This window comes from Nostoc sp. 'Peltigera membranacea cyanobiont' 213, assembly GCF_002245975.1.
Taxonomy (GTDB): domain Bacteria; phylum Cyanobacteriota; class Cyanobacteriia; order Cyanobacteriales; family Nostocaceae; genus Nostoc.
The window spans coordinates 13,932-35,771 of record NZ_NOLI01000084.1; the positions used below are offsets into that span (position 1 = coordinate 13,932).

The following is a 21,840-nucleotide window of genomic DNA, read 5'->3' on the forward strand; positions in this document are numbered from 1 at the left end:
AAAGCTGATTAATCGCGTCTCTAACTTTTTTAATTTCCTTGCAAGGGTGCGTTTAAGACTTTCTCGATGCGATCGCGCGTTTCTAATAAGTGCGCTTTGGTGTATTCATCCTCGGAATTCACCCCTTTCAGTTGCTCATCTAGTTGTTTTAGTTTATACCAAGCTAAAGTCCGAGCATCTTCTGGTACAGATTCTTTACGTAATACCATAGCCGTCAAAATGTCTAGATATTGGCGCTGCAAGCCTCGCCGCAAACTAGAAATCTTCATTGGTTTCCCTTTTGGTTTGATTACTTCTGTCCAGATCCCTGATTGCAAGGTGTCAAATAGTTCCGGTAGAGTCAGTGCATTTTCTGGTTTCGTTTTGAGTTCAATATCCTTGAGGCGAGAGAGGCGATCGCCTGAGAGTAAATCCCGCAGCACAGAACCCTGCATGAGTAGCACCAAGTCATGAATGGGAAAATCTAAACGGCCAACTCGCGGAGAACTACCCCAATGTCGCCAACGGGAAGGTGCTAATTTATTCAGGAGTTCTGGTGAAAAGCTCAGGGCATCTTCTGCAAACACATACTTTTGCAGCGTCTCTAAAGCTTGCCGTTGTTCTTCAACTGGTACTGGTTCAAATGGTAATCTGTGTTGGCTAACTCCAGAGGGTATTTCGCTAGGGTGAATCCGATAGAAAGACTGTCCCCCAATGTATTTTGTAGTGTAGTATATTTGCTGAAAATAGTTACCCAATACTGTGCTAAAACGTTCGCTCACATCGCTGTAACCATCACCAGCTAATGGGTAACGCTTATCAAGACGTTCCCACATCACCCGCGCATTATTCAACTGCCACTGAGAATAAAGCAGTACATTACTGCTATTATCCCAAGCATCAGCAGTTGGGTCAAGGTCATACACATCTTCATCTGTAGAATAACTCAACTCTGGCTTATAGGATTGTGCAGCAATTTCTTCCAAAATTGGCTTCTCTGCTATGGGAGTTGATGTCTTAATTGGTATGTAGCCGTACTTAATCGCCCATTCATCATAAGGCCCCACCATACTAGGAAAATAATCTCCCTGTTTTGTCCCTTGAGGGGCAATATTTGGGGGAATGTAATCCATTACGGAAGTTGTCAGACCTTTATTTTTAGTAATTTCTGTATTATTCATCTCCTGTGGTGCTAACAGAGTACTACCACGGAAGTTATGACGTAAACCAAGGGTATGTCCAACTTCGTGAGCGATGATTAAACGTAAATATTGATTGATATATTCTTTCACCTGGTCTGGAGTGGCCATCGTATCTGGTAATAGTGACATCGCCAGCGAACCAAGGGCAAATTGATTAGCAGCTTCCATTCCGTAGCATAAATCGTACTCGCCTGCCATTTTAGATAAACTATTTAACAACCCCTGTTGCCCTTCCATCTGCTGGGGTACACCATTGTTTTTTGCATCTAACCCATTGGCGCAAAGTAGCCGATTTTGCATCAAAGCTGATAGAGTAGTCTGGTTTTGTGCTTGGTTGGGTTGGACGATTTTGCGATACTCATTTTTGAGTGCCCGGATAAAGCTGGCATCTACGAGAATGTCTGCATCCAAAATTTCCCCAGTCAAAGGATTAACGCGGGATGGCCCCATTGCAAAATAACCATCGACTGTATTGATCCAGCGAACTGTGTTGTAACGAATATCGGCAGGGTCCCAGGTTGCGTCATCGGGCATTTGGCGGACTTCAATTGCATCCTTAAATCCAGCTTTCAGAAAAGCCTTGTTCCACATTAAGATACCTTCTTTCATCGCATCGCGGTACTCTAAGGGCACAGCGTTATCAATCCAAAAGACAATCGGTTTTTTGGGGCGAGAAATTACTGCTTTTGGGTCTTGTTTTTCTAAATCCCAACGATTTATGTAGCGGACAAAAGAATCGCCGCGATCGTCTTTGGATAAATCTTGATAGGCAGTGATGAAATAACCGATGCGATCGTCAGCAAGGCGCGGTCGATAATCTTTATCAGGTAGTTGGGAGAGACTATAGTGGACACGCAGGGTAAAGCCACGGTTGTCAGGTAGCGATGCGAAGCCTGGTACTTCAGTCTCATGACCAGGGCCACCAGAGAAATTTAAAATGGACTCAATTTCTAAGTTTTGAGGAAAAGCTTTAGCAGTACCAAAATAGGACTGGTCAGTGGTTTTTGGGACTCCTAAACTTACAGATAATCCACCTAAATCTGTCAGTAATAAATCGCCCAAGTCGATGAGAATAGTTTTGCGTTGTGGGTGAATGCTTTTAATCGCAATGCTGTAGAGAACAGAATCACTAAAAGACCGAGCTAGCGATCGCACTTGAGGATCTCCCTCACGAGTGCGAAAATTGACATTGCGGATGACAAAGTTTAATTTATCATCCACCCGTTGGAAATAAAATAAAAAATCTTGTAGAGGCATACCACTATAAATACCTCGTTCGCCAATGCCCGATTCTAGGGTTGCGGTAGCTAGGTAATTTTTGTTGAGTTGCTCTGGCTTAATTTCTAGATAAATTTTATTCTTTTCTTTATTGCGATAAAGGGTAAATAGTCCCCCTGACTTTTGGGTGTTTTTCACTACCTCATCAAATACCTCTAACTCATCCTTTGCTGTTGGTGTTTTGCCAGGTTTAGGCTTTTCTGGAGGTTTGGCAACTTGTAAAAATGGTTGCTGTGCTACTTTTTGAGGATCTTTTACTACCCAAATAAACGGTTGAGGTTGTGGGTGTTTATTTTGATTAACTACCCAAACTTGCCCTGATGGTAGCCTCTGTTTCTGAGGAATATTGATATTCTTGAGTGATAAAGCTGAGATTTTAGTTGAATCAGTTTCTGTCGTTAACTGACTATTGGCTGTAACTACAGATTCTATAACTTGCACAGCCTTATGGTTCGCCAACAACTCTGTATCAACTCCATTCAAAGACGGTGACTTGGCGCTAGCCGTTGCTATTCCTAAAAATAAACTATGTAACAAAATAATATAAAAAGTTAATCTGTTTTTCATCGCATCAATTCCCTGATAACTATCCCGTAATTTTTAACTTTTTCCAAGCTATTTAGCCTGCTTTTTTCTGATTTTTACATCAGAGTAGTAAATATCTGGGGCAAAAAGTATAACAAATTAACGAAATTCGGAAAAATACTTGATTTCTGAAGTAATTTTTCTGATGACACTTTATTTGTATCAGCAGAAGAAGCTTGAGGTGACTAAAGGGTAGCGAGAAGCTATCCTCCAGAAACGCCGTCAGTGTAGCCCATCGTAGATATCGACAAGGCATGATATTTTTCGTGTAGTATTTATTGATACTATTTATTTTTGTCAATGAGAAACAAACTAGCACAGAAAAATTTTTAGTTCCAGATTATCAAAACAGTAAATTAAATGTAACAACGGACACAGAAATGTCAACATATTTATCTCAAGTCTGGCAACTGCTGAGAAATTATGTGAGGGATATAAGTTTACAAGAGATGCCAAAGAAGACATCTGTGGAAACTGAAGTAGTTTTACCTCTAGAAAAAAGTATTAAAGAACCAGACAAAAGCGTTAAATTTACTCAAGATAATTTGCAGGAAGATTTATGGTCTCAAAGACTGCAAGAAAGTTTAGAAAAATGGACAATACTAAGGAGCGATTTGACTTCTAAGATAGGCGATCGCATATCGGACACCCTACCATCGGATTTTTGCTTGAGAGGGGGCATAAGCGTATTCCATTGTAGACATCGCCAGATGCATGAAGAGATTTATGATTTACTGGGCAATGGAGCGCTGAAACCAGAAATAGTCAATCAAATAATCCAATTTATTGTGGCTAATCAAAAAATTAGTCCAGAAATACTTTTCTGGCGGCTAGAAGATTTTTATCGTCGCTGGTGTCAGGGAGAATTTATCGATGGGACACCAGATGATAACCTACCTCAGAAGACAAGAGCAAAACTAGCGGCACAAAATATTGCGATCGGGTTGAGACAGGTAGACATATATACAGGGCTGAACGTACTGATTTTATTGTTAGAGTTACACCGCTATGCCCAAGGGCAAGATGAACTCAAACAAAAAATCACCTTCTATCCATCCGCTCAACCCGATACAGACAATTTTTTCACATCCCAACTGCTACGGGTCATAAACTATAGTGATGCCCTAGAAATTGGCAATTTTAGCAGTATAGTCGGGCAATTTCTCAAAGGCGGTAACTTTCGCAGTGCTTACTTGGGCGATGCCAACCTCACCGGGGCAGACTTTAGCGGTGCTGACCTTAGCCTTGCTTATCTCGGTGATGCCAACTTAACTGGGGTCAATTTCATAGGTGCCAACCTTAGCGGTGCCAACCTCGGTGATGCCAACCTCAGTGGTGCCAACCTCAGTGGTGCTAACCTCAGTGGTGCCGACCTAAGTAGCACTAACCTTAGTGGTGCTAACCTAAGCTGTGCCAACCTTAGCCGCGCCGACCTCAACCGTGCCGACCTTAGCAGCACCAACCTCAGCCATGCTGACCTCAGCCGCGCCGACCTCAACCGCGCTGACCTCAGCAGCACTAACCTTAGCCATGCTGACCTCAGTAATGCCATCCTTTTCGGTGCGAATCTCAGCGAAGCCAACCTCAGCAGTGTCAACCTTAACCATGCTGACCTCTGCCGCGCTGACCTCAGTGGCGCTGATTTGAGTCACGCTATCCTCAACGGTACTAACCTCAGTGACACAATACTTTTCAGTACCAACCTTAGTAATGCCATCCTCATCGCTGCCGATCTCAGCTATGCCAAACTTAACGGTGCTAAACTTAACAACGCCAGACTTAACGGCGCAATGTTCTTAGGTGCAGACCTCAGTGGCGTAGACCTGAGTCGGGTAACTCTCAACGAAGCCGACCTCAGTGGGGTTATTCTCAGCGAAGCCGACCTCAGTGGTGCAGACCTCACCGACGCTATCCTTTTCGGTACAGACTTCAGCTATGCCAACCTTAACAGTGCTAACCTCAGTGGTAGTAATCTCAGTGGTGCCATCCTCAATGGTGCGAATCTCAGCAACAGCAACCTCAACTATGCCATTCTTGGTGGTGCAGACCTCAGCGATGCCAATATGGAAAAAATGACATGGGGTAAAAAGCAGCAATGGGAAGGTGTGCGCGGGTTAGAGACAGCTGTTAATGTGCCGGAGGCATTGAAAGAAGAACTAGGATTGAATTGAGAGAATGTGGAGGTATCTTTATTCTGACTCTTTGTATCTTAATCTGCGGGCTTATGCAAATTAGTACTTGGCTTCTTAAGCACTGAGTAATCAGCACTCATCATCTGGTTTGCGTGATTTACTTACACCAATTTTAAATTAACAGTGTAGCATGAGTGTCCAGTTGAACAAGTGTCCAGTTGATTCCAAGATTTTCTTCAAGTATTATTATGTAATGGCTATAATCCAAACGAGTTTCTTTTGTTGTCTAACAAACGATCGCTCTGGCAAGCCACAAAAGCGTCTTTGCCATCAATCTAATTAAATTTTAAGATAATTGCCAATGTAATACACCTTGATTATTAAAGTTAATACCAATTCACTAAATTACAGTTAAAAATGATTCTGCTTTATTTCCTACCCATTCCCCTCTGCTATCCATAAGTCTTTGGAGCGCTTCCCAGTACTTATGCTTTTCAACAACATCTACTTAGGGACTTCCAACAAATAAATTACCCAATTTTGTGGGGTGGGCATCTGTCCGCTCATATATAAAGGCGCTCATGTTGCCCACCCCACAGGAAGTAGTTGAGTATTTTTTTATTTGGAAGTCCCTTAAAACAGGAAACACTACTAGAAATAAGCTAGTCTATTTTCCAACACAAGCAAGGGATTTTTGTAGCTCTATGATTATTGATAATAGCGCTAGTAGTTCAAACCAGAAGTTACTCGGTTTTGATATCAAAAGTTTGACAGCCAATCGCCGTTCAATAAATGTATTAAAGGGAATATTTGCTGTTCTCCCGATCGCCTTGGCATTGCCTGTAAATGCTTTACAAGTAAAGGTGACTCCAACTAATCCTAAATTAGGGGATACACTCTCAGTAGAGATTAATCTAGATAATCCAGAGAATGCGACAAATCCAACAGTAGCGAATGGCAATAATACATACCCAGCCTTTAAAATTGCCCCCAATCAGTACCGGGCTTTAGTTCCCACTACTCCGCTAGAAAAATCTGGAACTAGAACACTTCGGGTTGCGGGAGAGGGTCAAGTACAAAACTTGGCAGTGAATGTGCTTAATCGCCAGTTCCCCGTACAACGCATTACTTTGCCACCAGGCAAAGCCGGAGTGGATGCTACAACTTATGAACTTAAGCGTGTGGCAGCTTTCAAGGCACTACAAACACCAGAAAAATATTGGAATGGAGTATTTCTGAAGCCAAATGCAGGGCGGATGAGTACAAACTATGGTGTACGTCGCTACTATAATGGTACATTTGCAAAGGACTACTATCATCGTGGCCTTGACTACGCTGGTGCTGCCGGTTCAGCCGTAATTGCCCCAGCCCCTGGACGAGTTGCTTTGGTGGGTAGGGTATCCCAAGGGTTTCGGATACACGGTAACGTAGTTGGCATTGACCACGGTCAAGGAGTAACCAGTATTTTCATGCACCTGAGTCGGATTAACGTTAAAGAAGGTGATTTTGTGAAAGCTGGTCAACTGATTGGCGCAGTCGGTTCAACAGGTGCTGCGACGGGGCCACATTTACACTGGGGTCTGTATGTCAACGGACAATCTGTCGATCCAACACCTTGGCGAACTAAGGTTGTTAATTAGTAGAGGCGGAATCGATCTCGTCTGTGCGTAATTTGTGTTTTTTTGCTGATAATTAGGCAAAATAAATTGGATTGATACCGTCCCTACCTTGCTTGACCAACATAAATGATGATAAGCGTTATGAGTATCGAAAAAATTGTAGAACAAGCTCTCCAGGATGGTTATTTGACACCAGCAATGGAAGCAGAAGTTGGTAGAATCTGTGACAACGCCTCGGAACTCTCAATTGAAGAGTATATGGCGCTGGATCGGCTTATGGGAGCGCTATTGACTGGTGAGGTAGTGGCGGTACCTCGTAAACAATTTATTAACGTTATGGAAGAATTGGTACTGACAGAAGCGATCGCGCGAGTTGCAGAAATTGAAGCCACCAGCGAAAGTTCTCTAGATGTCGGCGATATTGCTGCTTACGCCCTCAATCGGCTACCACCTTTGTATGCTACTACAGAAGAAGGTGCTAGCTTTCAGCGCCAAACTGCCCTGGCACAACTACAAGACTTAATTTCTCAGCAAGTAAGCGAGGCGATTAACCGTTATCTGGATCGACCCAATTTCTTCCCCGAACGGCAAGCTTTAGGCAAAAACACTGGCAATGAGGTTGTACGCCAAGTTAGTGCCTTACTCCAAACATACGCACCTAATTTTGAGCAAAAATTATAATTTTAATGGTCATTGGTCATTAGTCATTTGTCTTAGACCAATTACTAATGACTAATGACTCTTAATTACGTACTAACACTGTTGTCCCTATACTGACTTGCTCATACAACATTCGGACATCAGAATTACGCATTCTTAAGCAGCCGTGGGATACAGCCGTTCCTACCAGGTCAATATCCGGTGTACCATGAAAGCCAATTTCATTCCGTCCATCTGACCAGAAACCAATCCATCTGTCTCCCAAGGGGCTATCCGTACCAGCCTGAAAGACCTTGCCCGTGATCGGGTGACGCCAGATTGGATAATGTCGCATGTGGATCACCTGAAAAGAACCTGTGGGCGTTTCCCAACCTTTCTTACCTACAGCGATTGGGTAGCTGGCTATCACTTCATCTCCTGCGTATACATAAGTGCGGCGATCGCTTAAATCAACTACCACTTGCGTCGTGGCATTTGCTACGCTGTCAGATGGTATTTGTTGGGCTGAAGCCTGAGACCATAGACCTTTTGGCCAGCTATCCGCTACCGGATTTTGTCTTTCTGCTTGTGCCACAAGCTTTGTCTGAGTTGGTAGTTCAGTTGTAGCTACTACATTCTTCTTAATGATTTGAGGCTGAGTTTGAGGCTTAATAACAGAAGACCTGAGTGTAGGTGTCCTCCGAACTATTCTGCGTCTATCAGCTACTTTCACTACATTTTTCTTAATTATTTTCGACTTAGTTCCAGGCTTAATAGCAGAGGACTTTGGTTTAACCGCCCTCTGGACAGTTGAGCCTTGGGCAACTTCACTAGGTGGCACAGATGCACCCAGCGCAAGTTCCCCTAAACTAACTTGTGACAGATTCTTGTAGACTCCCTCTGAGCGGCTTCCCTTAGGATTGGTTAGGGTAGAATCTCGCCGCATCGAAGTAGATGCAGACTTCTCAGACTGCCGTACCGCCGTAGTAATGCGCCAATGGACAGCTAAAGATAAAAATGCTGTGCCAAAACAAAGCAACATTACCATCCGCCCTACAGATTCGTTTCTTACCATTGCCATCGCCTATTATTTATCCCTGACATATCCAGCCGACCAATTGGATGGGTTCATCATCCGATTATCAAAAATTTATCAATACTTATCATTTCCGCTATAAATCTGCCAACACCTTTGGGCAAACTAAGACTATAGAAATTGCCCAAGCAGCAAAACTCCAAGGGGGTTGTAAGCCTTTACTCCGACTTTCTGCTGGAACTTTTGCAATATAGCAATCAATGATTAGTGGTGTAGGTGGGAGAAAAACCATGTTTGAAAAACTATTTTTAGCAGTCACAATTACATTTTCCCTTAATTTATTTTTTCAAGTTCGCGTACCAGAGCAACATAACACTGGTGCTATCTACGGGTCACAACTAGAACAATCGGCAACTATTGTGGTGATAAAATCAAAGAAATAAATCACCATTATAATAACCGCAGCAACCCAACTCCCAGCAATTATTACCTGAATTTAAAAGGTATCAAGAAGTTAGAATTACAAAATTTTTCTCTTCATCCTTAATAACCAGATTTAATTATTTTAATCAAGCGTATATACCCAGTTGCTAAAAGTACTGAAATGTGCATGATGCTGCCCCTTTGTTAGCTGATAAGTCTTGGGCAACTATGCCAGCAGTATAAGGAAAAAGTGGCTCACTTTATTGCTATAAATGTATCCAAAATTGTCTGCCTCCGTGTTCCAGTAATAAATCCGTCACCTTAGTATGGAACTTCTATCCCATTAGCATGTCTAATAGATAGGGATGATTTAGAGCCAGTACGATCTATGAGTCAGTCGATTACTGTATCCTGGTCAACGGTTGATGCAAAGTGTCCAGAAGCATCAGTGCAAGTTGACAAACTCCCTAACCACGATTTAATTTTGCGCTGTCAAGTGGGACTGCGACCAGATCGTGTTGCGTTTTCAGAGCTACTACGCCGCTATCAAAGTCAAGTTGATAGAGTTCTATACCACCTAGCTCCAGATTGGGCTGACAGAGCCGATTTAGCTCAAGAAGTTTGGATTCGCGTGTATCGGAATATTAACCGATTACAAGAGCCTGCTAAATTTCGGGGCTGGTTAAGCCGCATTGCCACCAACTTGTTTTACGATGAGTTGCGGAAACGCAAGCGGGTTGTTAGTCCTTTGTCACTGGATGCTCCCCGCTCGGTAGAGGACGGCGAGATGGATTGGGAAATCGCCGGCGATACTCCCGGGCCTGAAGAAGAACTGACAACTAGAGAATTTTACGAGCAATTGCGGGAAGCGATCGCGGATTTACCAGAAGTTTTTCGTACTACCATTGTCCTGAGAGAAATCGAAGGCATGGCTTATGAAGAAATTGCTGAAATCACTGGGGTTTCTTTAGGAACTGTGAAGTCAAGAATAGCCAGAGCTAGATCGAGACTGCAAGCTCACTTGCAGAATTATCTAGACTCCTAATTTACAGTATATTGCCTCTGCCGAATGGCAGAATTTAAGCATACATTAAGAATTACCAGAAAGACGCAGATCGATTCCGCCCTGAGAAGGAAAAATGGCTAATTTCCCGAAATTCCTGCCTATTTTACCCGTGTCTGAATTGTTAATAATGTTAAGATGACAACTGATTCTCAGTTTTACGACCGTTCTCCTTTGCAACTTCCTCAAGATTTGTCAGATGGGATGGCCAAGCATACCAATGAATCAACGGGTCTTATGGATATAGTGAAGCGCGATCGCTTCGAGTTATTGAGTGCTTACCTCGATGGTGAAGTCACAGCCTCTGAACGCAGGCAAGTAGAAGAATGGCTGGCAAATGATGCCTCAGTTCAATGCTTGTATGCCCGACTGTTAAAGCTGCGCCAAGGCTTGCGGACTCTCCCAGTCCCCACAGCCCCAGAGTCAACAGAAGCAACAGTTCAGCAAGTATTGACACGCTTGCGCCGCCGCTCCCGGTTCAACTGGTTAGCGGGAAGCGCAGCCGTTGCTGCTTGTGTAATCGGTGCAGTATCTAGCTTAGTATCTGGTGGTTCGAGTCTGCCGCAACTGGCGCAACGACCAGAAAAAGAACCGATCCAAACGTCCTCAGCAGCGTCTATAATTCCACCCTCCCCTCTGATGGTGGGACTAAATAACCCGGTAATTGAAATTCCGAAAGCAGCTGTAGCTTCTCCAGAAAATCCAATTTATCCGGTACAGCCACAACGGCACGACTCCAAACAGGACATAAACTAATCGCAGAGTTAATAAGTCACAGTTCATAACTGGACTTTGCGGTTAAACCACAGCCACTCCACCAGCCGTCAGGTTGGAGGAAGCCCCCGAATTGGTCAATTTGCTCTAGAGTCATTAAATAAACCCAAGCCCAACCCAGAGAGAGCGACTGTAGCTCATAAACCTCGATAATTTGTCGGTTATAGAGGTTTTCTGGCGCTTGTCTAGTGGGCTGGTAATTTTCTAGCACATCTAGCTGATTTAAAATTATTGGGTTAGAAAAAGAAATTAAGTATCCATAAACTTTGCTATCCCCTAGGGTCATTGCTGGGTAGCCCATTGGCAGAGCAAACAATTTACCTTCTACAAAAGCTTTCTTGACATCAACTACTTTGTCACCACAGTATTTTTTATAGTTAGCTTCACCTGGTTTGAGTGTGCCGTAGACAAAAACTCGCACCAAATCAGAAAATTTTATATTTGATTCAACCATTTAAACCTTCATCAAATGACTATTGCTATAACTGAAACACTAGCAGTTCAGGCATAATCAGACTGATGCTCAATTATATAAATAAATCTATCTATGAGTAGTTGACCTACAATATAGGTTAACTTGCTTTTGTGTTCATAGATAGACCCAGTAGGAGAATTTTTGGTGGATTCCCGATATAACCCAGCAGCGATTGAGGAAAAATGGCAGAAAACATGGGTAGAACTTGGCTTAGATAAGACACCTTCAGCTAGCAACAAGCCAAAATTCTACGCTTTATCCATGTTCCCTTATCCATCGGGCAGCCTACACATGGGTCACGTCCGTAATTATACGATTAGCGACGTGATTGCCCGTCTCAAGCGAATGCAAGGGTATCGGGTAATACACCCAATGGGTTGGGATGCCTTTGGCTTGCCAGCAGAAAACGCCGCCATTGACCGTGGTGTACCGCCAGCAAAGTGGACTTATCAGAATATTGCCCAGATGCGGCAGCAATTGCAGCGTCTTGGTTTATCCATTGATTGGGAATGTGAACTTGCTACCTGTTCGCCAGATTATTACAAGTGGACGCAATGGATTTTCTTGCAGTTTTTGCAAGCAGGGTTAGCTTACCAAAAAGAAGCAGCCGTAAACTGGGACCCTATTGACCAAACTGTATTGGCAAATGAGCAAGTTGATAACGAAGGGCGTTCTTGGCGCAGTGGTGCAATAGTTGAGCGCAAATTGTTGCGGCAGTGGTTTTTTAAGATTACCGACTACGCCGAAGAATTGCTCAATGACTTGGAGAAGTTGACAGGTTGGCCGGAACGAGTCAAATTGATGCAGGCAAACTGGATTGGTAAATCCACAGGCGCTTATTTAGAATTTCCCATTATTGGGATAGATGAAAAAATCGCCGTGTATACTACGCGCCCAGATACCGTTTATGGTGTCAGCTACTTAGTATTAGCACCAGAACATCCCTTAACAAAACGTGTCACTACAAAAGAACAACAAGCGGTGGTAGAAGTCTTTATTAAAGAGGTTTCCAATCAAAGTGAGTTGGAACGTACTTCTGAAGACAAACCTAAGCGGGGTATCCCCACAGGTGGTAAGGCAATTAACCCATTTACAGGGGAAGAAGTGCCGATTTGGATTGCTGACTATGTACTGTATGAGTATGGTACTGGAGCCGTGATGGGTGTACCAGCCCACGATGTCCGCGATTTTAAGTTTGCCAAAAATTACAATTTACCAGTTGATTTTGTTATTGCTTCCCCAGATGATGTCGCAGGTTTCGACTTAACTCCAGCATCAGAAATTGATGAATCACAACTCATCCAAGTTGACTATAAACAGGCATACACTGAACCAGGAATTTTAATTAATTCTGGGGCTTTTACTGGTATGGCTTCCGCAGATGCTAAACAAGCGATAATTGAACACGCCGAAAAACAAGGTTTTGGTAAAGTGCGGGTGCAATATCGCTTGCGGGATTGGTTAATTTCCCGGCAGCGTTATTGGGGCGCACCAATACCTGTAATTCACTGTCCCAACTGTGGAATAGTGCCAGTACCTGACAAAGATTTGCCAGTCCAGTTGCCAGAAGAGGTGGAATTTACTGGACGCGGCGGTTCACCTTTAACTCAATTAGAAAGCTGGGTAAATGTGCCTTGTCCAACTTGCGGCACTCCGGCGAAGCGTGAAACTGACACGATGGACACTTTTATTGATTCCTCGTGGTATTTCTTGCGCTTCCCTGACGCTAAAAATGAACAACAGGTTTTCGATTCCAGTAAAGTCAACGACTGGATGCCAGTGAATCAGTATGTAGGTGGGATTGAACACGCGATTTTACATTTGTTGTATTCGCGATTCGTCACTAAGGTTCTGCGGGACAGAGGGTTACTGAACTTTGATGAACCCTTCCAACGTCTGTTAACTCAAGGTATGGTGCAGGGTTTAACTTACACAAATCCCAATAAGGGTGGTAAAGATAAGTGGGTTCCCTTTAATCTTGTAGATCCAGCCGATCCACGAGATCCTAAAACAGGTGAAGCACTGCAACTTGTTTATGCCACGATGTCTAAATCAAAGGGCAACGGTGTAGCACCAGAAGATGTAATTTCTAAATACGGTGTAGACACTGCACGGATGTTCATTTTGTTCAAAGCGCCGCCAGAAAAAGATTTGGAATGGGATGAAGCCGATGTAGAAGGTCAATCCCGCTTTTTAAATCGGGTTTGGCGTTTGGTGACAGATTATGTTGCTACTGGGGTATCCCGCAAAAAAGCCCAACTGTCTGATTTAACTAAGACAGAAAAGGAATTGCGGCGGGCGATTCACACGGCTATTCAAGCGGTGACAGAAGATTTGGAAGACGAATATCAATTCAACACAGCTATTTCCGAATTGATGAAGTTGAGTAATGCCTTAACTGATGCTGACGGTAAAAATTCACCAATTTATGCAGAAGGTATTCGGACTTTGGTAATGTTACTTGCACCCTTTGCACCACACATTGCTGATGAATTGTGGCATTTGTTGGGTGAAAGTGATTCAGTTCACACTCAAACTTGGCCATCGTTTGACCCTGTGGCTTTGGTAGCTGATGAAATAACTTTAGTGATTCAAGTTATGGGCAAAACTCGCGGTGCGATTCAAGTACCAGCACAAGCAGATAAAGCAGCGTTGGAGAAATACGCCCGTGAATCAGAAATTGCCCAGCGTTACATCGAAGGCAAAGAGATTAAAAAGGTAATTGTTGTGCCTGGAAAGTTGGTAAATTTTGTAGTCAGCTAAGATCATCGGATGTGAAAAAGAGGCTATTATCGCTTACCTATTTTTCACATCCGATTTTATCAAAAAAGAATATTGATGATTGCAACACATCATTGGTTAAAGACGCGATGAATCGCGTCTCTACAAATGGTCTGTTTGTCGGATTCTTTTTTCAAATTGGTATGACTTAAATAATTCTTATTGAATAAGAATTATTTAAGTATTTTGACTCATTGACAATAGTGATTTTATGTGATTTTCCTTCTCGATTACGCAGGTGCGATCGCTTGAAAAAAGTGCTGCCTAAGTAGAAAATTCCAAGCGATGGGCAGTACCATCATCAAGAAAACTCTGTTCACCAACGCCGACTAGTTCCACAATGGTTTCACGGGTTACAGGTGAAAACTCGCCTTGTTTGGCTGCAATCTCAACAATGGTTGTTTGCTGCTCAGAATAAACGCGGTAAGTTCTGGTGCAAAAGGCTCCTGTTTGGTACTCAAAAGTATGACCATCATCTTCATAAAGAGTAAACTCACCAACGCCTTTCCAGACTCGCAGCCGCATTTGGTTTATGGGATGTTCATCGACATATTGCATTACTGGTGCGATCGCAATAATCGAGCCAGCACGAACATATAACGGCATTTTCTCCAATGGTGCATAAGCAAGAATGTGAGTTGGCCCTGTAAATTCCTCCCCACTCCACCAATCAAACCAACAACCTTCCGGCAAATAGACGGCACGATGTTCAACACCGGGACGGTAAATTGGTGCTGCTAGTAAGGAGGGGCCAAGCATTACTTGATCGGCGAGAGAAAAGGTCTTTGGATCGTTGGGGAAATGATAGAGAAGTGGGCGAAGAATTGGTGCGCCAGTGGTTGCAGCCAACCAAAAAAGAGTGTAAATGTAAGGTAGTAATTGATAACGGAGTTCAATATACTCGCGGCAGATTTTTTCAATGCGATCGCCAAATACCCAAGGCTCATGCTGTGCAGTAGTTAATGCTGAATGTCCACGCATCAGGGGATAAAGCATTCCTAGTTGCATCCAACGCGCAAATAGTTCTGCCGTAGCATTCCCGGCAAACCCCCCAATATCACTTCCGACAAAGGCAACACCCGATAAACCCAGGTTACACAGCATTGGTATGGACATTTCTAAGTGTTCCCACAGAGATTGATTGTCTCCTGTCCATATAGCTGACCAGCGTTGAATGCCAGCATATCCAGAGCGTGTTAATACAAAAGAACGTTCAGTTGGACGAGATATTTTAGCTCCTTGATAAGATGCCTGTGCCATCATTAGCCCATAAAGATTGTGGGTTTCCTTGTGGGTGGTTATCTCGTCAGTTGGCCCTTGGGGTGTATCGAGAGGAAAGGAAATTTTGTTACCGGGGTCGCCGAATGGACGGTCATCAAGGGCGGGTTCATTCATATCATTCCAGATACCGGCAACACCAATATCAGTTAGACTGTTTTGCCAATTTCCCCACCAATCTCTAACTTCAGGATTTAGGTAATCTGGAAAAACAGCTTTGTCTGGCCAAACATAGCCGTGAAATAACTGACCATTAGTTTTTCTGATAAAATAGTTGTTTTTTAATCCTTCGTCAAAGACTTTGTAATCTGCTTCTGGCTCGTATTTGACTCCCGGATCGACAATCGTCACTACTTTAAATCCATCTTGTTTCAGATTTTGGATTAATTTTTGAGGGTCAGCAAATCGCTTGGGACTCCAGGTAAAAACCCTATAGCTATTCATATAGTCAATATCTAAATGAATAACATCACAGGGAATACGACGCTGACGAAATTCATCAGCTAGTTTGCGTACTATATCTTGTGACTCGTAACTCCAGCGACATTGGTGATAACCTAATGACCATCGAGGTGGCAAAGGCATCCGCCCGGTTAGCTGGGTGTAAGTCTGGATAATTTTTGCAGGTTCCGGCCCATAAATAATGTAGTAATCTAGTTCATTCCCCTCAGTCTCCATTTGCCAGACTCCAGGCTGTTGTGCGCCCAGATCAAATCGGCTCCAATAAGTAGTATTAAAAAAAAGCCCGTACCCCAACCCAGGACGCAAGGCGATGAAAAAAGGAATCGCCTGATACATACTGTCTGTCATGATGCCGTAATCGATCGCATCTGATGCCCAGTTGGTTTTGACTTTCGATCGCTGATCTAGTAAACCAGTAGGTTCGCCAAAACCATAGAAATGTTCGTCAGATTCAATCTGTTTCCAGCCAGCAACAGCACCAGTCCGCCACCCCATGCCTAAGTCTGCATCGCGAGCAAAGGGCTGTCCTGCTGAGTCAAAGAACTGGATACGACAAGGATTGCGGGACACGACAATACACAATTGCTCAGTTTCAATTTCTATAGTCTCTGCTTTTTCTCGCAGTTCAAAGGGCACAGCAGGCCATTCTTCATCCGCTTGTGTTACCGCCCACGATCGCCTGGAGAGAAATTCACCACTTGGGGTCATCCGTACCCGAATTAAGTTTGCTGCTAGCACACTAACTGTTAGACAGGGGCCACCGCACTGCAAGAGGATATGGCGCTCATTTTGTTGTATTGCTTGTACTGCCCCAAGAATTGACCAAGGCGCTTCGGTTGTGTGCAGTTGTCCAAAGTATTGTGGCATAATCCCTAATTCAAAGATAACGACTTTCCCCAATTGAGATTCACATAAATTACTACCAAAAAGCGTGTATCTTTAGGCATAGCATATATCTAACTTTACTTTGGATGGGATATTTCCTTAACTTAGGGACTTCCTGTGGTCATTAATAGCAATTGTTCGTAATCTTTTGGTGTATCAATATCGATACTCCCTAAAGGAAACGGAATAGAAAACACTTCATCCAGATTATTATTAATAACTTTTTTTGCTCCTGAAGTCTCTTTCAAAGTAGCAAGCTCTGAAAAAAATCTCTGACTAAATAGAGCAGGTACACCTAATGTCTCCCCATATTCGCAAGCAATGATTGGTTTTTTACTCGAATAATACGCATCAACAAGTCGATCGATAAGTTGAGGAGAAATAAATAGCTGGTCGCAAAGTGTAATAACTACTGCTTCGATTTTTTGTGGAAGATTATTTAATAATTCCAGACCGCTTTTGATGGAAGCACTCATTCCACAAGCCCAATCCAGGTTTTTAACTACTTTAATGGGAAGTTGCTTAATTTGGGGACAAATCTGTTCTGCATTTGCTCCAAGTACTACTACCACAGGTTGACAAACTGAAGCGATCGCAATTTCTGTGATGTGATGTACAAAACTCCGTCCCTGATAAAGCAAGAGTTGTTTTGGTGTGCCCATACGGGTAGATGCACCCGCCGCAAGAATAATAATAGCGATACTTGATGTTTCAGTTTCTTTTTGCTCAGTGGTCGATACCATAGATAAATACTATGTCGCTAATAAGAGATTTAAGTTACTTTGATAATTTTGATGAATTGGTTGATTCCGATTCTTTAAAAAATTACTCTTGCGGTTTGTTAGCACTGCTTGAATTTCTGCAATGATAGCGATCGCTATTTCTTCGGGTGTATCTGCGCCGATATCAATACCAATAGGACTATACAATCTATTTAATTGTTCGCTAGTAGTAACTATTTTTTCTGTCGATAAATCTTGAAGCAATCTTTCTGTGCGATGCTTTGGCCCTAAAATGCCAATGTAGCGTGCAGGAGATGGTAGTATTATCTTTAAAATTTCTAGATCGTCAAGATAATTATGAGTCATTACTACAGCCACTGTGCGATCGGTTATCAAAACTTGTTTATGTAGAATATCTCGATTGCTAAGAATCACATTACAAGGCGGAGAGAATCGCACTTTAGTTGCCTCATTAGCTCGACAATCGACGACAGTAACTTCCCAACCTAATGCTTGAGCAAACTGGGCTACGGGTACAGCGTCATAACCTGCACCAAATATTACTAATGGTGTAGGCGGTTGGATGACTTCGATGAAAACTTCTGCACTGCCTAAAGGTAATTGATAGTTTTTTACACTTGACTTTTGATTTGCAAGGGCTGCTTGAGTATCTGCACTCAGAGATTTAATTAAATTTGGATCTTTAATATCAGTGAGAATTTTACCATTTGGATACAGCAATAAGCGCGACCCAAGTTTCATATCTACCCCGCCTTCAAAGGCAAAGACTGTAGCAATAATACCCAAATGTTTTTGATGAAAACACTCTTGCGTAAAAGCGATCGCATTGAGTCTACTTTCTGTCTCCAGCCGTTCGATGAGAACTTGCACTATCCCATTACACCCCAAACCAAAGCCCCAAAGAATATCTTCAGAGGCAGTGCTATCGTAAGTAACAACAATTGGTTTCCCGTCCGACATTCGTTGTTTTGTATACTCAAATACGTCGTTCTCCAAGCAACCAGCGCTGATTGTGCCAATAATCCGACCTGTATCTGTCATCAACATTTTGGCACCCGGTCGGCGATAAGTTGAACCTTGAGTTTTAACTACAGTGGCAAGAAAATTAATTTCACCACTTTTTTGACTGGACTCAAAGCCTTCTAAGATTGCTTGTAATTCGTTCATTAGACATTCTGGTTCCTGAATGATGAAATTTGGGACTTACGGAGTGCTGGTTGGAGTTGCACCTTCATACTGTTTACATAAACAAACGCTTAAATATAGTATTAATATTTACCCAAGATAAGCTGGATTCGTTGCTGTACTATCATTTTGGTTTGTGGTCTTATATCGTTCATATTGCCCTTTAGCTGCTGCCTCACGGGTACGCGCTAACAGTGCTGTAACTCGTGCGCGATCCATTGGCTCAAAGGTGCGAACTGCCTCAAACGCCTGGTCTAAAATTTCCATGCTATCAATGCCCGTAATTACAACTGACGTTGGCAAATTCATTGCATAATGTAGGCACTCAATCGCACTGACAGTATTGCTTCTAAGAATGTAAGACTCACCGATTGATTTCATTCCCAGCACGCCAATATTATTTTTGACTAACACAGGTAAAACCTGCTGTTCAAAACTTCTAAAATGGGCATCCATTACATTTAAAGGCATCTGTACAGTGTCAAAGCGAAAACCATTTTGTGTGGCAGTTTCTAACATCTGAAGATGAATCAGGGGATTTTTGTGTCCTGTGAAGCCGATATAACGAATTTTGCCCGCCTTCTGCGCCTCAACAACTGCTTCCATTGAGCCGCCAGGAGCAAAGACGCGATCGGGGTCTTCAAAGCGCAGTATTTCATGATGCTGCATTAAATCAATGCGATCGACTTGCAAATCTTTGAGCGATTCATCAATCTGCATTTTGGCAGCGCTTTTACTGCGACCATCAATTTTTGTCATTAAGAAAACTTTGTCGCGATAACCATTTTTCAGAGCATTTCCCATCCACCGATGGCTACGTCCGTTGTGATAATCCCAAGAGTTATCCATAAAGTTGATGCCGCGATCGATGGCGCTGCGGATCAGCTTGATACTTTCTTGCTCCTCTTTAATACTTCCAATGTGATACCCACCCAAACCAATTACAGATACTTGTTCTCCGGTGCGTCCAAGGTTGCGATACAACATTTCGCCGCGTCGAGTTGGAGTGGCTGAATTTTCAGTTAACAGTTGAGTCTTTTCATCAATTGGTTCTGTTTGGGCAAGAAGCGGCTGCAAAAATCCTTCCGAAACTGCAAGTCCTGCTGCTACTAATCCCGAAGCGGAAGCAGTTTTTAATAAGCTGCGTCTACTGATTTCCATAATTGTCTCCTACAAGCAACAACAGGAATGAGCCGAATAGTATCACGGCTATGTGGCACAGAGAATCTAACTAAGGTGTGTTTTGAAACTTATCCCGTAAGATGCATTCACAATGCTTACCTTTTGTTTAAGCTTGCTTTATTGATAAAACTAGCTTATGCAAGACTCTAAACAAGAAATAAATGCTAGAGCTTCTATAGATTTAGAACAGCGAAGGAATTGGTATTCTCCCGTTGCTGATATCTATTACAACGCTAGACCACAATATCCAAAGAAACTGATCGAGCGGTCTGTCGTTTTAGCCCAACTTGACTCAGATGCATCGATTCTTGAGGTCGGTTGTGGACCAGGAAATGCAACGGTAGCTTTTGCTCAATTTGGTTTTCCAATGACGTGTCTTGAGCCAAACCAGGATTTTTGTCATTTGGCACAACGCAACTGTGCAACCTATCCAAACGTTGTAATCCAGAACACCTCATTTGAGGAGTGGGAAGTGGAAGCAAAACAGTTCAATGCCGTTCTATCTGCTAATGCCTTTCACTGGATACCGTCAGAGATTCGGTATGCCAAGGCAGCGACGGCATTACACGACAACGGGTTTCTCATCCTGATATGGAATCTGACCCCTGAACCGAAATACGAAGTTTACCAAGCGATCGAGGAAGTGTATCAAGCCTATGTTCCCTCACTTGTGCGGTATGAAGGTGCGGAAACTCAAGCGGAAATTTTGAGAGGGTTTGAACAAGACATTCTAGACTCTGGTTATTTTAAGGAGTTGGTGACTGAGCAAATCGCGTGTGAGGTTACGTACAGCATTGATGACTACCTTAAGCTATTAAGTACCTTTAGGAGACTAGAGCCAAAGGCAAAGGAGTTGCTATTTACAGGATTGCGGGAAAAGCTGAGTAACTTTGGAGACAGTGTAGACCTCTCGTTTCTTTCTGCTGTTCATGTTGCCCGAAAAAATGGATAAGCTGGTAATGACGCAGCAGAACAAGTCATTGGAGCGGACGTGCAAAGTTTTTGCGTCTAGCGTTACACTTAGTCGATCGCCGCTCAATTTGGTCGTTTAACTCATTTTTAAGAATTCGAGAGTTACATTATAATCGCCATAAGCTTGCTGCCACAGCAAAAAGGCTGCCGATCGCAATTGTAGAAATTACACTTCAAATCCGCGACTCTGTTGATGCGCTTGCTCCAGATCGTGGTGCATTGACTGTTGCGCCTGATGAGACAATCCGTGTCCGTTTAAATATGCCGTTGTCGTTGCTGCATTATTCGCGTTGCAGTTTATGAGAGATGCGATCGCGCCTTCGGTAGGTGTTGTTTGAAGCTGCTTTTTGATCGAATTCCATGCCCATTCACGTACTTGACACCACTTTGCGAGGCGCTAAAAAGCCCAGGACAATTGCTACCAAGAACAATGCTGGAATATCACCAAACAGGTGTCCATGTTCAACAGGGTCAATTACTGTATGTACCGCCATAATTAGCCCGTGGACTAAACTTGACCAGACGGTGAACCAGATTAAACTGAGGTAAGCTTCTGGTTGCCTTGAAGCCAACAGCAAAAAGACACCAAGCGTCGCATAAACACCAGCGATCATCTGTTCGTATTCGTGCTGACCTGGTTGCCATAACCAGCCCGATGCCCAGACCTGAGTTAGCGGATAGATAAGTAAAAAAGCTATTCCAAAAAAAACTAGAGCGATTCGTAAGTACCGATCGCGCCCATCCATTGTTTTAACCTCCGCTATTTTCTAGTGCAGTCTCTATTAACAAAACTGGATAATCTTCTGATTGTATTCCCACTAGTGATACTTCAGCTTTGGAGTGTTAAAAATTTTAATGCTCTTTGTAGTTTAAAACTGATTCAACTGTGAGTGCAAGTCGATGCGTTATGAATGCAAGTCGATGCGTTATGAATGCAAGTCGATGCGTTATGAATGCAAGTCAATGCGTTATGAATGCAAGTCGATGCGTTATGAATGCAAGTCGATGCGTTATGAATGCAAGTCAATGCATTATGAATGCAAGTCAATGCATTATGAATGCAAGTCAATGCATTAGGGCTTTCCAAGAAATAAATTATTCATTTGTAGGATGGGCATCTTGCCCGTCCCCAATATTAGGACGGGCA

Annotated in this window: 18 protein-coding genes; 10 read left to right on the forward strand and 8 right to left on the reverse strand. The window is 43.0% G+C overall.

Annotation, left to right across the window (positions count from 1 at the left end):
* Window positions 1-29 precede the first annotated feature (29 nt).
* The gene (locus tag CDG77_RS21235) at window positions 30-3,026 is read right to left on the reverse strand and encodes a zinc-dependent metalloprotease (RefSeq protein ID WP_094331307.1); all 2,997 of its coding nucleotides are present in this window, start codon (window positions 3,024-3,026) and stop codon (window positions 30-32) included.
* 398 nt (window positions 3,027-3,424) lie between these two features.
* Between CDG77_RS21235 and CDG77_RS21240 the strand changes: the two genes are divergently transcribed.
* From CDG77_RS21240 to CDG77_RS21250, 3 genes are all read left to right on the forward strand, one after another.
* Entirely contained in the window at window positions 3,425-5,215 is a 1,791-nt protein-coding gene (locus CDG77_RS21240) for a pentapeptide repeat-containing protein (protein ID WP_094331322.1), read from the forward strand.
* A gap of 665 nt (window positions 5,216-5,880) precedes the next feature.
* Window positions 5,881-6,816 carry a M23 family metallopeptidase gene (locus CDG77_RS21245; protein WP_094331308.1) on the forward strand — a complete coding sequence of 312 codons (936 nt, stop codon included), beginning with the start codon at window positions 5,881-5,883 and terminating at the stop codon, window positions 6,814-6,816.
* Window positions 6,817-6,936: 120 nt separating this feature from the next.
* Window positions 6,937-7,476: a late competence development ComFB family protein gene (locus CDG77_RS21250; RefSeq protein WP_094331309.1), complete on the forward strand. Its 540-nt coding sequence runs from the start codon at window positions 6,937-6,939 to the stop codon at window positions 7,474-7,476.
* A gap of 61 nt (window positions 7,477-7,537) precedes the next feature.
* Here CDG77_RS21250 and CDG77_RS21255 read toward each other — a convergent pair whose 3' ends face one another.
* The gene (locus tag CDG77_RS21255; RefSeq protein ID WP_094331323.1) at window positions 7,538-8,509 is read right to left on the reverse strand and encodes a L,D-transpeptidase; all 972 of its coding nucleotides are present in this window, start codon (window positions 8,507-8,509) and stop codon (window positions 7,538-7,540) included.
* A 47-nt stretch (window positions 8,510-8,556) separates the two neighbouring features.
* On the opposite strand from CDG77_RS21255, the gene CDG77_RS36695 reads away from it, so the two are divergent.
* The 4 genes from CDG77_RS36695 (at window position 8,557) to CDG77_RS21265 (ending at window position 10,712) form a co-directional block, all read left to right on the forward strand.
* Complete coding sequence (locus CDG77_RS36695; protein WP_181154447.1) at window positions 8,557-8,724, forward strand: hypothetical protein; 168 nt, start codon at window positions 8,557-8,559, stop codon at window positions 8,722-8,724.
* Window positions 8,725-8,760: 36 nt separating this feature from the next.
* Entirely contained in the window at window positions 8,761-8,913 is a 153-nt protein-coding gene (locus CDG77_RS36700) for a hypothetical protein (RefSeq protein WP_223269908.1), read from the forward strand.
* A 368-nt stretch (window positions 8,914-9,281) separates the two neighbouring features.
* Window positions 9,282-9,938, forward strand: coding sequence for a sigma-70 family RNA polymerase sigma factor (locus tag CDG77_RS21260; RefSeq protein ID WP_094331310.1), 657 nt, complete (start codon window positions 9,282-9,284; stop codon window positions 9,936-9,938).
* Between the two features lie 156 nt (window positions 9,939-10,094).
* Window positions 10,095-10,712, forward strand: coding sequence for an anti-sigma factor family protein (locus tag CDG77_RS21265; protein ID WP_094331311.1), 618 nt, complete (start codon window positions 10,095-10,097; stop codon window positions 10,710-10,712).
* A gap of 16 nt (window positions 10,713-10,728) precedes the next feature.
* Here the strand turns inward: CDG77_RS21265 and CDG77_RS21270 are convergent, their stop codons facing one another.
* A complete protein-coding gene (locus CDG77_RS21270) occupies window positions 10,729-11,184 on the reverse strand; it encodes a gamma-glutamylcyclotransferase family protein (RefSeq protein ID WP_094331312.1) in 456 nt (151 codons plus the stop codon).
* Between the two features lie 165 nt (window positions 11,185-11,349).
* Between CDG77_RS21270 and leuS the strand changes: the two genes are divergently transcribed.
* Window positions 11,350-13,968 carry a leucine--tRNA ligase gene (gene leuS, locus CDG77_RS21275; RefSeq protein WP_094331313.1) on the forward strand — a complete coding sequence of 873 codons (2,619 nt, stop codon included), beginning with the start codon at window positions 11,350-11,352 and terminating at the stop codon, window positions 13,966-13,968.
* Between the two features lie 282 nt (window positions 13,969-14,250).
* Here the strand turns inward: leuS and CDG77_RS21280 are convergent, their stop codons facing one another.
* From CDG77_RS21280 to CDG77_RS21295, 4 genes are all read right to left on the reverse strand, one after another.
* Window positions 14,251-16,593: a glycoside hydrolase family 31 protein gene (locus tag CDG77_RS21280; protein ID WP_094331314.1), complete on the reverse strand. Its 2,343-nt coding sequence runs from the start codon at window positions 16,591-16,593 to the stop codon at window positions 14,251-14,253.
* Between the two features lie 122 nt (window positions 16,594-16,715).
* Window positions 16,716-17,354: a nucleotidyltransferase family protein gene (locus CDG77_RS21285; protein ID WP_094331315.1), complete on the reverse strand. Its 639-nt coding sequence runs from the start codon at window positions 17,352-17,354 to the stop codon at window positions 16,716-16,718.
* A 9-nt stretch (window positions 17,355-17,363) separates the two neighbouring features.
* Entirely contained in the window at window positions 17,364-18,521 is a 1,158-nt protein-coding gene (locus tag CDG77_RS21290) for an XdhC family protein (protein WP_094331316.1), read from the reverse strand.
* 108 nt (window positions 18,522-18,629) lie between these two features.
* On the reverse strand, window positions 18,630-19,700 hold the full coding sequence (locus CDG77_RS21295) for an aldo/keto reductase (RefSeq protein ID WP_094331317.1): 1,071 nt from the start codon (window positions 19,698-19,700) through the stop codon (window positions 18,630-18,632).
* Window positions 19,701-19,857: 157 nt separating this feature from the next.
* On the opposite strand from CDG77_RS21295, the gene CDG77_RS21300 reads away from it, so the two are divergent.
* A complete protein-coding gene (locus CDG77_RS21300; protein ID WP_094331318.1) occupies window positions 19,858-20,673 on the forward strand; it encodes a class I SAM-dependent methyltransferase in 816 nt (271 codons plus the stop codon).
* Between the two features lie 50 nt (window positions 20,674-20,723).
* Window positions 20,724-20,996: a hypothetical protein gene (locus tag CDG77_RS21305; RefSeq protein WP_094331319.1), complete on the forward strand. Its 273-nt coding sequence runs from the start codon at window positions 20,724-20,726 to the stop codon at window positions 20,994-20,996.
* Window positions 20,997-21,061: 65 nt separating this feature from the next.
* Here CDG77_RS21305 and CDG77_RS21310 read toward each other — a convergent pair whose 3' ends face one another.
* The gene (locus tag CDG77_RS21310; RefSeq protein WP_094331320.1) at window positions 21,062-21,439 is read right to left on the reverse strand and encodes a DUF6632 domain-containing protein; all 378 of its coding nucleotides are present in this window, start codon (window positions 21,437-21,439) and stop codon (window positions 21,062-21,064) included.
* Between the last annotated feature and the right edge of the window lie 401 nt (window positions 21,440-21,840).

What these genes read in the sequence shown, in the direction of transcription:
- CDG77_RS21235 (WP_094331307.1), bottom strand. Translation starts at nt 3,026, where the DNA reads ATGAAAAACAGATTAACTTTTTATATTATTTTGTTACATAGTTTATTT.
- CDG77_RS21240 (WP_094331322.1), top strand. Translation starts at nt 3,425, where the DNA reads ATGTCAACATATTTATCTCAAGTCTGGCAACTGCTGAGAAATTATGTG.
- CDG77_RS21245 (WP_094331308.1), top strand. Translation starts at nt 5,881, where the DNA reads ATGATTATTGATAATAGCGCTAGTAGTTCAAACCAGAAGTTACTCGGT.
- CDG77_RS21250 (WP_094331309.1), top strand. Translation starts at nt 6,937, where the DNA reads ATGAGTATCGAAAAAATTGTAGAACAAGCTCTCCAGGATGGTTATTTG.
- CDG77_RS21255 (WP_094331323.1), bottom strand. Translation starts at nt 8,509, where the DNA reads ATGGTAAGAAACGAATCTGTAGGGCGGATGGTAATGTTGCTTTGTTTT.
- CDG77_RS36695 (WP_181154447.1), top strand. Translation starts at nt 8,557, where the DNA reads ATGGGTTCATCATCCGATTATCAAAAATTTATCAATACTTATCATTTC.
- CDG77_RS36700 (WP_223269908.1), top strand. Translation starts at nt 8,761, where the DNA reads ATGTTTGAAAAACTATTTTTAGCAGTCACAATTACATTTTCCCTTAAT.
- CDG77_RS21260 (WP_094331310.1), top strand. Translation starts at nt 9,282, where the DNA reads ATGAGTCAGTCGATTACTGTATCCTGGTCAACGGTTGATGCAAAGTGT.
- CDG77_RS21265 (WP_094331311.1), top strand. Translation starts at nt 10,095, where the DNA reads ATGACAACTGATTCTCAGTTTTACGACCGTTCTCCTTTGCAACTTCCT.
- CDG77_RS21270 (WP_094331312.1), bottom strand. Translation starts at nt 11,184, where the DNA reads ATGGTTGAATCAAATATAAAATTTTCTGATTTGGTGCGAGTTTTTGTC.
- CDG77_RS21280 (WP_094331314.1), bottom strand. Translation starts at nt 16,593, where the DNA reads ATGCCACAATACTTTGGACAACTGCACACAACCGAAGCGCCTTGGTCA.
- CDG77_RS21285 (WP_094331315.1), bottom strand. Translation starts at nt 17,354, where the DNA reads ATGGTATCGACCACTGAGCAAAAAGAAACTGAAACATCAAGTATCGCT.
- CDG77_RS21290 (WP_094331316.1), bottom strand. Translation starts at nt 18,521, where the DNA reads ATGAACGAATTACAAGCAATCTTAGAAGGCTTTGAGTCCAGTCAAAAA.
- CDG77_RS21295 (WP_094331317.1), bottom strand. Translation starts at nt 19,700, where the DNA reads ATGGAAATCAGTAGACGCAGCTTATTAAAAACTGCTTCCGCTTCGGGA.
- CDG77_RS21300 (WP_094331318.1), top strand. Translation starts at nt 19,858, where the DNA reads ATGCAAGACTCTAAACAAGAAATAAATGCTAGAGCTTCTATAGATTTA.
- CDG77_RS21310 (WP_094331320.1), bottom strand. Translation starts at nt 21,439, where the DNA reads ATGGATGGGCGCGATCGGTACTTACGAATCGCTCTAGTTTTTTTTGGA.